Source organism: Sulfitobacter sp., from assembly GCF_036961165.1.
Lineage (GTDB): Bacteria > Pseudomonadota > Alphaproteobacteria > Rhodobacterales > Rhodobacteraceae > Sulfitobacter.
Genome location: NZ_JBALVJ010000099.1, coordinates 1 through 9,648, shown reverse-complemented (window position 1 = coordinate 9,648; position 9,648 = coordinate 1). Strand labels below are relative to the sequence as shown.

The 9,648-nt window shown below is 55.3% G+C and carries 10 protein-coding genes; 3 read left to right on the top strand and 7 right to left on the bottom strand.

The features are described 5' to 3' along the window. Positions 1-269: 269 nt before the first annotated feature. The 4 genes from ubiG to V7730_RS20605 all read right to left on the bottom strand — a co-directional run bounded on the left by ubiG (position 270) and on the right by V7730_RS20605 (position 4,322). On the bottom strand, positions 270-977 hold the full coding sequence (ubiG, locus tag V7730_RS20620; RefSeq protein ID WP_335749449.1) for a bifunctional 2-polyprenyl-6-hydroxyphenol methylase/3-demethylubiquinol 3-O-methyltransferase UbiG: 708 nt from the start codon (positions 975-977) through the stop codon (positions 270-272). Between the two features lie 707 nt (positions 978-1,684). Next, positions 1,685-2,647 (bottom strand): response regulator, encoded by a 963-nt coding sequence (locus V7730_RS20615; protein WP_335749448.1) that lies wholly within the window; start codon positions 2,645-2,647, stop codon positions 1,685-1,687. A 251-nt stretch (positions 2,648-2,898) separates the two neighbouring features. Beyond that, entirely contained in the window at positions 2,899-3,825 is a 927-nt protein-coding gene (locus tag V7730_RS20610; RefSeq protein WP_335749447.1) for an MYG1 family protein, read from the bottom strand. Positions 3,826-4,010: 185 nt separating this feature from the next. Beyond that, entirely contained in the window at positions 4,011-4,322 is a 312-nt protein-coding gene (locus V7730_RS20605) for an ETC complex I subunit (RefSeq protein ID WP_335749446.1), read from the bottom strand. Positions 4,323-4,480: 158 nt separating this feature from the next. Here V7730_RS20605 and uvrB point away from each other — a divergent pair, with 158 nt between their 5' ends. Next, positions 4,481-6,682, top strand: coding sequence for an excinuclease ABC subunit UvrB (gene uvrB / locus V7730_RS20600; protein ID WP_335749445.1), 2,202 nt, complete (start codon positions 4,481-4,483; stop codon positions 6,680-6,682). Here uvrB and V7730_RS20595 read toward each other — a convergent pair. Beyond that, on the bottom strand, positions 6,679-7,077 hold the full coding sequence (locus V7730_RS20595; RefSeq protein WP_335749444.1) for a hypothetical protein: 399 nt from the start codon (positions 7,075-7,077) through the stop codon (positions 6,679-6,681). The two genes, uvrB and V7730_RS20595, sit on opposite strands and share 4 nt — an antisense overlap. An 83-nt stretch (positions 7,078-7,160) precedes the next feature. On the opposite strand from V7730_RS20595, the gene V7730_RS20590 reads away from it, so the two are divergent. Both V7730_RS20590 and V7730_RS20585 read left to right on the top strand, forming a co-directional pair. Next, positions 7,161-7,346 (top strand): PLD nuclease N-terminal domain-containing protein, encoded by a 186-nt coding sequence (locus tag V7730_RS20590; RefSeq protein WP_335749443.1) that lies wholly within the window; start codon positions 7,161-7,163, stop codon positions 7,344-7,346. A 104-nt stretch (positions 7,347-7,450) separates the two neighbouring features. Beyond that, entirely contained in the window at positions 7,451-8,107 is a 657-nt protein-coding gene (locus tag V7730_RS20585) for a hypothetical protein (RefSeq protein WP_335749442.1), read from the top strand. 54 nt (positions 8,108-8,161) lie between these two features. Here V7730_RS20585 and V7730_RS20580 read toward each other — a convergent pair whose 3' ends face one another. Together V7730_RS20580 and V7730_RS20575 are read right to left on the bottom strand one after the other, a co-directional pair. Next, the gene (locus V7730_RS20580; protein WP_335749441.1) at positions 8,162-8,386 is read right to left on the bottom strand and encodes a hypothetical protein; all 225 of its coding nucleotides are present in this window, start codon (positions 8,384-8,386) and stop codon (positions 8,162-8,164) included. 337 nt (positions 8,387-8,723) lie between these two features. Next, positions 8,724-9,458, bottom strand: a complete 735-nt coding sequence (locus V7730_RS20575) for a hypothetical protein (RefSeq protein WP_335749440.1) — start codon at positions 9,456-9,458, stop codon at positions 8,724-8,726. Between the last annotated feature and the right edge of the window lie 190 nt (positions 9,459-9,648).

Here is a 9,648-nt window from a genome sequence, read left to right as displayed (position 1 = left end):
AGGGGGGTTCTAGGGTTTGTTCACCAAACCCGCAAGCGCTTTTTTCACAGAAATGACCAAAAGGTCTATTTTTCTGAGTTGAGCCGTTCACCATCGGTAATTTCCCTTATTTTTATGGCCCTACTGCTGACCTCTGCCTAATAGTTTCTGTTCACTCCCCTCTTCTTTCTGTACGAATTCTCGCGGCTGGCCAAAAAATGGGCAGGCTTTCTCTTGGAATCGGGTAGTTCCCCTCCGACCAGGCGTGAATCAGGGGAATCAAACACGACTCAAAACTGCGTTTTCACCGCAGACCCCATGTAAATGATCGCAGTGGTCGGCAATTGCCCGAATATGAGGTCATCCTGTCGGTTGATTCCCCTTGGCCCCAACCCAGTGAGCTTTCCCGCTTTCAGGCCAGCGGCCTTCAGACCAGACAACAGCTCAGAGGGTTTAATGAACATGTCGGGATCATGTGTTCCTTTCGGCAACAGCCGCAGTATGTCTTCCGCAATCGTGATGGTTGCCAAACGTGCCAGAAGGTTGCGGTTGATTGTATCGAACAGGAACATGCCCTCAGGCTTCAGCACACGGGTAACTTCGGCCAAGACCCGATGCAGATCATCTACATGCTCTAGCACGTCCACACAGACGACAGCGTCGAAGGCGGCATCAGGATACGGCAGCGCCTCCCCTACTCCTGTGTCATATTGGATACTGCGATCTTGAGCATGGTCGCGCGCGGACTCTATTGCCCTTGTAGCAGGATCAATGCCGGTAACATGTGCACCACGGTCATCTATTGCTTCCGCCATGAAGCCGCCTGCGCAGCCCAAATCCAGAACCGCCTTATCTTGCCATGTATATAGAGTATCGAAATACCCAAGCCTGCCCGGGACCATATTCTTTAGCGTGCGAACCCAGCGGATGTCGTCAGACCACCATTGGGCGGCCACATCGTCATAGAGCTTCAGGTTATTGCGTGCTTTCTGTTCCATCAGGAGCCTCATTCAATCAGAGCGTTGAACAAGAGCTAGAGCGCCAAAATGATTTAACGATGTGTCACGGCGCGCTTAGGTGGGTTTACTCACGGCAGCTTCAGCCATGCACAATGTGGACTCTCGGGTAGCGGTCACAACGATTAAACACGCATTATGTCAGAACTTGGCGACCTCAACATGGTTGACCGCTTAAAGAGAGGTGCCTTTCAGACCCGTCCAAGCCTCTCGAAAATCAGCACGCAGCTGTCCCTGTTCAAGCGGATGTCGGCAATCGACCAGTCAGCATCAGGGGAGGTGGCCGAAAACAGGAGATGGCCTGACCCGCCGTTTTACCGCCTTGCGAAGCAGCAACTCCAGCACTCACGAGACACCCAATTGCGTTGTTACGTTCATCACCATCGTTCTAGGCCTGTCGCCTGAAGGCTTGCGCGGCGATAGTGCCCCCCGCCGACCCGTTAAAACGACACGGATCTTCTCTTTAGACGAGTAATGCTTGCTGGTGGCCTGTGACCTGCTCAACATCCTGCCGATCTGCTCGCCAGTACTTTTGCATGCTTCGGTTGCCGGCCTCATCTCTTCCACTCCTCAGTGATTGCGATGAGCCACCAATACTATTTTATCAAATACCGCCATTTGTTACCAAAGCATGGATATCGTGAAGATTGTATAGCGTCTATTATCGCACCACGAAGAGAGCGTGAGGATTACCAGTTCAGTTGAGCGAAGATGTTGTCTTCTTCATGCGAGACTTGTTCAACATGCGGCGATGGTTCAGCTTCTTTATCGGACCTTGATCCAAGTTCGCACAATTTATTGGCGATGGACAATCCAGACCAGATCCGTTGCTCTGACGCGAGGTCGAAAGACCCTGTCGGCGCGTCAAGCACATCCGTTACCTCACGATCCCAACGCGCCGAAAGCCTCTGATTGAAGCGATCGCTCAGATCAGGAAGATTGATCCGGTCCCGACCGTGGCTCACGCCAACGAAACGCCCTTTTCCGATATAGGTGATCTTTGAATCAAGTTTCATGACAGCGATCATGGCCTTGGCGCACTGTCGAATACATTCGCGGAAGTGGAGCGGTGTTGTCACATCGTAGATGTCGCGCATAGCAGGAATTTCTAGACTAATGAGCGACATGGTATAACACCCCGGCTCATATCGCAGCATATGGCGTTCCAAAGCCTCAAGGTCATATGCGCCATCCAAATTAACGCTTAGCATTTCATCGAACCGGATTTTTGTCAGGCGGCCCAGCTCCTGTAGTGAATGCTGAGCTTTTGCAATGCTCTGGTTGAGCATACCTGCGCTTTTTACGCGCGCACGCAGCTCAACGACATTGAGCGGTTTGAATAGGAAATCCGTAGCACCCGACTCAAAGGCACGCTGCATCAGGCCCAGTTCCCGGCTAGCGGTCATCATCAGGATCGGTGTGGTCTGATACCGCTTTATCTCACGCAACAACCGACAACACTCGATGCCATCAATGTCAGGCAACATAATGTCCAGTAAGATACAATCATATCTGAACTGCGCGGTTTTCAACGCCTCAAGCGCACTCTCCGCTGTCGCATGGCAATCAAGCACATAGTTCTGATCTGCGGGCAAATAGAGATCAAGAAGCTCAAGCATCAACAGATCATCGTCTATTACCAGTATTCGCATTTCGAGCCCCAGTTTTTTAGGTGTCATCTTGCGAGCGTGACCCGCTTGAAGCTCTACCTATCCGCGCATTCCCGTAAATTTGTGACGTAATTGTGTAAAATGTTGGACACCTCGACAGGCGCTCCTCACTTCACATCGGTTAAGACGGCAAATGTTGATGCAGCAGTAGACATTTGAGGCTGGGATCTTTGCCTCTGTCTCACACTAGAACAGCATCCAGATCGTGCCTGAGCTGGTGGCCCTTGCCAAAGTTATCCGGCCAGAGCCTCTACCACCGCGATATCAGCCATTTTCAGGACTGCTTCACGCGAGTCTGCCACCGCAATGAATCGTCCGTTGTGGCAAAACTTTGCCCCCGTGACGCCGCTAGCGGCTTCAAGCACGTCATCGGTCAACCCTGCCCAAGCGACAGGCAAATCCGCGCGGTTGTCGAACGTGTCGTCGCCCACGCGGATCGTGGTTAGAGCCCAGTCCGTGCCGCGCGGGTGGATTACAAACAAAAGATGATCGGCTCCGGCTTTTTCGACGCCCGCGCGGAATGGCATCCCCATCGGTAGGTCCAGAATACAGGCCTCGCCTGCGGCCTCGATCGCGGCCATTACCATGTCCTCGGCGCGGAATTTGGCGGCTTTGCGTTTGATCTGCGCCTCGACAAATGCGCGGGCCACGGGCAGCGCTGCCATGAAAGCACGGTCATCGGCACCCTCTTCGCGATCATCAAACACGGTTTTCAGGCTTTCGAGCAGCACCGGCAACGTCATGCCAGAAAAAAACGGCCCCGCCTCCGACGTATTCACAGCGCCATTGTCGACCAAGTCAACGGGCAGAACGAAACCCCGGTCAAAAGAGCCGTGGATCGCCTCAATGTCTTTTTCGGGCACATCCATCGCACGCAGGTAGTCGCGGCCATATTGCGCCCAGATCAAACCGAATGAGCTATAAGGCTGGCCGTCCTCACGCAGCGGATTGGGCCGCTGATGGTGATCGAAAATCTGCGCAGCTGCATCAAAATCGCCACCGACATCATAAATGATCCGGTCCTCGCCGGGCGTGATCCACGCCTTGTCCCGTGTGCGAAGCAACTCAGCTTCTGGAAACAGGCGTGTCAGGATAACCGAGGACAACAGCTCATCAGCATGAAAACCGCCGGAATGGGTGACGAGGTGGGTGATGGTCATAAGGATACGCTCCAGCCGTGTTAGAAATAATTTGAGCGACCAAATAGGCCGCCCTTTGGGTCATGACGGAATTGGTTTTACGTGACTGCCGAGGTGAGTCCAGATCATGAGGGGCAAACGCACACTGGCCCCACATTTAGGCGCAAAAGCAGCTTCGCGGGGTCTTTACCCCGATTTACAACAGTCTAGTGTGTCCAAACACCACGACGGCCTGTCGCGAAGTTTTCGCCATAACCGCCTGCGCGGATGTTCGGCTTGCGGCGGTGGGGTTCCTGCACCTGCACATCAATGCCATGCTCGGCCGCGTATTCCACGGCCTTTTCTTTGGTCGCGAACTCCAGCTTGACCTGGCTTTGCGTATCAGCGGAAGACGTCCACCCCATCAGCGGATCAACTTCGCGCGCCTCTGCCGGTGCAAATTCAAGCACCCATTTATGGGTCTTTGCCGTCCCCGAGGACATGGCAGTACGGGCAGGTTTATAGATTCGCGCGCGCATTGAGGCTCTCCGTCATTGGCTGGATTGGATATGACATGCCAGCCCGAATGGATCAAGAGCGCGCTCTGCTGACAGTTTATGACAGGTTATCGCCGCCCATGCCTTGAACCCTGACGAAAAAATGACACCTATAAGCATCGTAAACCGGAGACTGCCCCATGCCCTATGCACAAACCGACAGAAGCGAAGCAACTGCCGTTATGGCAAACCCCGCGCCCGATGTCCGCTCACGGCCAAAGCTTGAGGGGGGCAAGACGTTTGTGCTTGCGACAGAGTTTGAGCCAGCGGGTGACCAGCCCAATGCGATCAAGGAACTGTCAGAAGGCATCCGCAACGGCGAGCGCAATCAGGTTCTGCTGGGGGCTACCGGTACGGGCAAGACCTTTACCATGGCCAAGATGATCGAAGAGACGCAGCGCCCTGCGATCATCCTTGCCCCGAACAAGACCCTCGCTGCGCAGCTTTATGGTGAGTTCAAGGGCTTCTTCCCCGAGAACGCGGTGGAATACTTCGTCAGCTATTATGACTACTATCAACCCGAAGCTTATGTCGCCCGCTCCGACACCTTCATCGAGAAGGAAAGCCAGATCAACGAACAGATCGACCGGATGCGCCACTCTGCCACCCGCGCCTTGTTGGAACGGGATGATGTGATCATCGTCGCCTCGGTCTCGTGCATTTACGGCATCGGCTCGGTCGAGACGTATGGCGCGATGACGCAGGATTTGAAGGTTGGTGATTCCTATGACCAACGTCAGGTGATCGCTGATCTGGTGGCTCAGGCCTACAAGCGTAACGATGCTTCTTTCCAACGCGGAGCATTTCGTGTGCGCGGAGATAGTCTGGAAATCTTCCCCGCCCACCTTGATGACCGCGCTTGGAGGCTTTCCTTCTTTGGCGAAGAGCTGGAAAGTATCACTGAGTTTGATCCGCTCACTGGCGAGAAAACCGGCGCGATGGAGCAGGTACGTATTTACGCCAACTCCCACTATGTGACGCCAAAGCCTACGATGAATCAGGCTGTCATCGGCATCAAGAAAGAACTGCGCATGCGGCTTGACCAGTTCGTTGGCGAAGGCAAACTGCTGGAAGCTCAGCGGCTTGAGCAGCGCACGAACTTTGATCTTGAGATGTTGGAAGCCACAGGCGTCTGCAACGGGATTGAGAACTACTCGCGCTATCTGACTGGCCGCGCCCCCGGGGAACCGCCCCCCACCCTGTTCGAATTCATCCCCGACAACGCCATCGTTTTTGCCGACGAATCGCACGTCAGCGTGCCGCAGATCGGCGGCATGTATAAAGGTGACTTCAGACGCAAGATGACGCTGGCCGAACATGGCTTCCGCCTGCCCTCTTGCATGGACAACCGCCCACTCAAGTTCGAGGAATGGGACGCCATGCGCCCGCAATCGGTGTTCGTATCCGCAACACCGGCCGCTTGGGAGATAGAGCAAACCGGCGGTGTTTTCACCGAACAGATCATCCGCCCCACCGGCCTGATTGACCCGATGATCGAAATCAGGCCGGTTGAGATGCAGGTCGATGACCTGCTCGACGAGGTGCGTAAGGTTGCAGCCGCCGGCATGCGGACGCTTTGCACCACGCTGACAAAACGCATGGCCGAGGATCTGACCGAATACATGCATGAACAGGGCATTCGCGTGCGGTACATGCACTCGGAGATTGATACTATCGAGCGGATCGAAATTCTGCGTGACCTGCGCCTTGGCGCGTTCGACGTGCTGATCGGGATCAACCTGCTGCGCGAAGGTTTGGACATTCCCGAATGTGGGCTTGTCGCCATTCTGGACGCGGATAAGGAAGGCTTTCTGCGTTCGGAAACCTCTCTGATCCAGACGATTGGCCGCGCGGCGCGAAATTCCGAAGGCCGCGTGATCATGTACGCTGACCGCATCACAGGCAGCATGGAACGTGCGATGGGCGAAACTGAGCGTCGCCGCGTCAAACAGCTTGCCTATAACGAAAAACACGGCATCACGCCCACGACGGTAAAGAAGAACGTCGAGGACATTCTTGCCGGACTTTATAAAGGCGATGTGGACATGAACCGCGTCACCGCCAAGATCGACAACCCGCTGGCAGGCGGCAACCTAAAAACCGTACTGGAAGGACTGCGTACCGACATGCGCAAGGCTGCGGAAAACCTCGAATTCGAAGAGGCGGCGCGCTTGCGTGACGAGGTCAAGCGATTGGAAACGGTAGACCTTGCCATCGCAGACGATCCGATGGCGCGGCAATATGCGGTGGACAAGGCCGTGGACGACGCCAAGCAAAAATCAGGCCGCAGCACCATGGGCCGTGGCGGCATGCGCGGCGGCGTAAAACGGCGCGGGCGCTAGATCGGGGCGGGCCTGAGTTTTTTGGAGAAGCTCACTCGCCCCCCCTTGCCGATGCTGCCTGTGACCAGCGTGCTATTGCGCAGATCAGGATATTGACCGCGCCACGTGCGAAAGCGGTCATTGCTCACGATCTGGAGCCGCCCGTCGGCGCAATCCGCCAGCAGCATCGCATCCGCAGGCGTTCCGCGCGGAGCAATTATAACCTCGGCAAGCGCCGCAACTGCGTCCAATTCGGCGGACGTTATATGCCTGCTGATGCTGTTATCAAAATACGCCCGCGGCGCAAATCGCCTTGCACACAAGGCCTGCACCACATGCGCTGGCACCGTGCGGTTCGCCTGGCCGCCCTGCCAAAACAGGACGTTTGAGCCGTCCACCAATATTTGTGAAGTCATTTCAATACCGCCATTGGAACCTTTTTTGTCGCATGACGTGTTATCTATTCAAGCAACAACTCAACATTCTTAGGGGACACATCATGGAATATGGTCTTATCGGCATTTTGGTACTTATCGCTGACATTTACGCGATCTACCAGATTTTCACTTCCCGCGCATCGGGCCTGGCAAAAATCCTCTGGACACTCGGCGTCGTAATATTCCCCGTCGTCGGCTTCATTGTCTGGCTGATCGCAGGCCCACGTGGCGACCGAGTCACGGTATAAGCAGCTTTCTGAGAGGTCCGGCCCAGCGCCGGACCTTTTACTTTTCGGTCAGTAACTTTTTCTCAATAGATGTTAACCAAGATAGAGGCAGGAGCCCTGCCATCTTGCCACATCGCCTCATTCCCCTTCTCGTTGTGGCCTTGATAGGCAACACCGCCCACGCCGGCCCTTGGCTGCGTGAAAAGGGGTCGACGTTTATGGAAGTGTCTTTTGCCAGTAACTACATCCTTGATACAACCAGGCAGACATATCTTGAGTATGGGTTAAGTGACAAAACAACGGTGATTGCCGACATCGGCATGATCCAACCGCGCAACGCGGAACATGGCGGCATCGCCACGTTTTCGCTGCGCCGTGCACTTAGCGCTCCGGATGCCACCTCCAAATGGGCATATGAATTGGGGGCCGGTGTCGGGTGGGCCGGAGATGAGATCCTTCCACATTTTCGCACGGGCCTTAGTTGGGGTCGGGGCATGTCATGGGGTGAGACTTCGGGCTGGATGACCGTAGATGCCGCCGTGATCTGGGATCTAACCAATGCCCAGCACGTCAGTCAGCTCGACGCCACACTGGGCGCAAACTTCACCGACTTCACGACAGGCATGATCCAGATCTATACCGCCCATATAGACGGGGCGAGCATCGTAACGCTCGCGCCATCAGTGGTTTTCAATCCCCAAAAGGGTGGCTATCGCATCAAATTAGGCGCTGAGAGCGAATTAAGCGATTGGGACAACAGCGCCTTTAAAATTGGCCTTTGACGCGAATTCTAACGACAGTGGCTCCGGCGCGCTTCCACGCCGGAGCCCACGACACTAAACGACGTCATTATCCATGCGCGCTGTAACGGCAATCTTGCCCCGCACCGGCTCTGACCAGACGACATGTACCTGATCCGCGTTCGGGCCCTGCTGGGCGCGCACGAACGGAGCGTCGTAGTTGTATGCATGGGACGCATAGCGCACGCCGCCACGCACAACCACAGCATCCACACTCAAAGACCGTGCCTCGAACGGCAACCCAAGTCTGGGTGTTCGCATTCTCAGACATCTCGATCAGATGCGGGTTCGCGACAGGTTTGTTTACCCCGTGAAAAGAGTTCCCCTCAAACCGGACGTTGCGCATGCGGGTAAAGTTCAGATCGGCATAGCTGGTATCGACTCGCTCTGCCCGTTCAACATACCCGTTGATGCTGCGGAAGCGGTTGCCCGCCACGTTCAACCCGTTGATGAAGTGCCCTGCCCCGTATGGTTTGACCACCAGATAGCTAAAGCTGGTCGCAACCTCGCCCAACAGAAAGATGTTGCTGGTGATATCCAGCGCGCTGAAGGAGAAACCACCGTTGAAACCGGGGCTTGGATCCCGTTCGTTCGTCCACTAAAAGAAAGCGTTGTCGACATAGTTATTCGTAAACACGCAAGAGGCATATGCCTCGGCCATCACCACACCTGCACAGCGAATGCCACCATTCACCGTATCCCCCTGAAAGAAGTGGTTCCCGATAATGAGGTGATTCTGACCAGTCATAGCCGCGAAGTGCCTGAACCGCTCGGACCTGTAGTTGCGTAACTCCACGTCGTTGGCATTAACGTTCAGCGTGATCGTTGTGCGCTGGGATACCGGGAGATCGTTCTCGGATGACAGGAACTGGCAGCGTTCGATAAACATCCCCTGACAACCGCCGCCCATAGAGGTGATCCCGCGGTCCTTCGGCGTTGTGATAAAGCAGTCCCGGATGGTGAACACAGTACCTGCATTCGCCAACATAATCCCGCTGCAAAGCTCCTGACACTGGAATTCGATGTTGTGCAGGATGAACTTGGCGATGACGTCAAATCCACTAAAGTCGAGCATGTATTTGTAGCGCCGGAAAGTGAAATTCTGGGTGCCCGCCGCATCATAAAGCGGCCCGTTCAACGTTAACTCGTTGCGGGCAACGTTCTTGCCGCGCACATAGATTTCGCGGCCCACGCCTGCGCCGCTCACGTGGCTGCCAATGGGAATGTTGGCCACATTCGCCACATTTCTCAGCGTACGCGAGTCGCCGGGGTCATAAGTGGCCTGCGCGGTGATGGTGGTTGTCGCCCAATCGCCACCCGTCAGCGCGATCAACTGACCATTATGAATCGCCCGGCGGGTTTCATATCTGGTGCGGTTCGGGACAGCCGCTTGCAGGTCAATCGGCTCTGTCAGCGCGACCTTGCGCCCCCCCCCAGATCAAGGGATTCGTGATCAGCGTTGTTCAGCAGAGAGGTGGTCGCGGGAATTCGGACCAGTAGTTAAGGTGGATCAACTTGTGAAA

Excerpts from the sequence above, each read along its gene's own strand:
- V7730_RS20605 (WP_335749446.1), bottom strand. The coding sequence starts at position 4,322 with ATGCGCGCGCGAATCTATAAACCTGCCCGTACTGCCATGTCCTCGGGG.
- V7730_RS20610 (WP_335749447.1), bottom strand. The coding sequence starts at position 3,825 with ATGACCATCACCCACCTCGTCACCCATTCCGGCGGTTTTCATGCTGAT.
- V7730_RS20580 (WP_335749441.1), bottom strand. The coding sequence starts at position 8,386 with ATGCGAACACCCAGACTTGGGTTGCCGTTCGAGGCACGGTCTTTGAGT.
- V7730_RS20615 (WP_335749448.1), bottom strand. The coding sequence starts at position 2,647 with ATGCGAATACTGGTAATAGACGATGATCTGTTGATGCTTGAGCTTCTT.
- V7730_RS20595 (WP_335749444.1), bottom strand. The coding sequence starts at position 7,077 with ATGACTTCACAAATATTGGTGGACGGCTCAAACGTCCTGTTTTGGCAG.
- ubiG (WP_335749449.1), bottom strand. The coding sequence starts at position 977 with ATGGAACAGAAAGCACGCAATAACCTGAAGCTCTATGACGATGTGGCC.
- uvrB (WP_335749445.1), top strand. The coding sequence starts at position 4,481 with ATGCCCTATGCACAAACCGACAGAAGCGAAGCAACTGCCGTTATGGCA.
- V7730_RS20590 (WP_335749443.1), top strand. The coding sequence starts at position 7,161 with ATGGAATATGGTCTTATCGGCATTTTGGTACTTATCGCTGACATTTAC.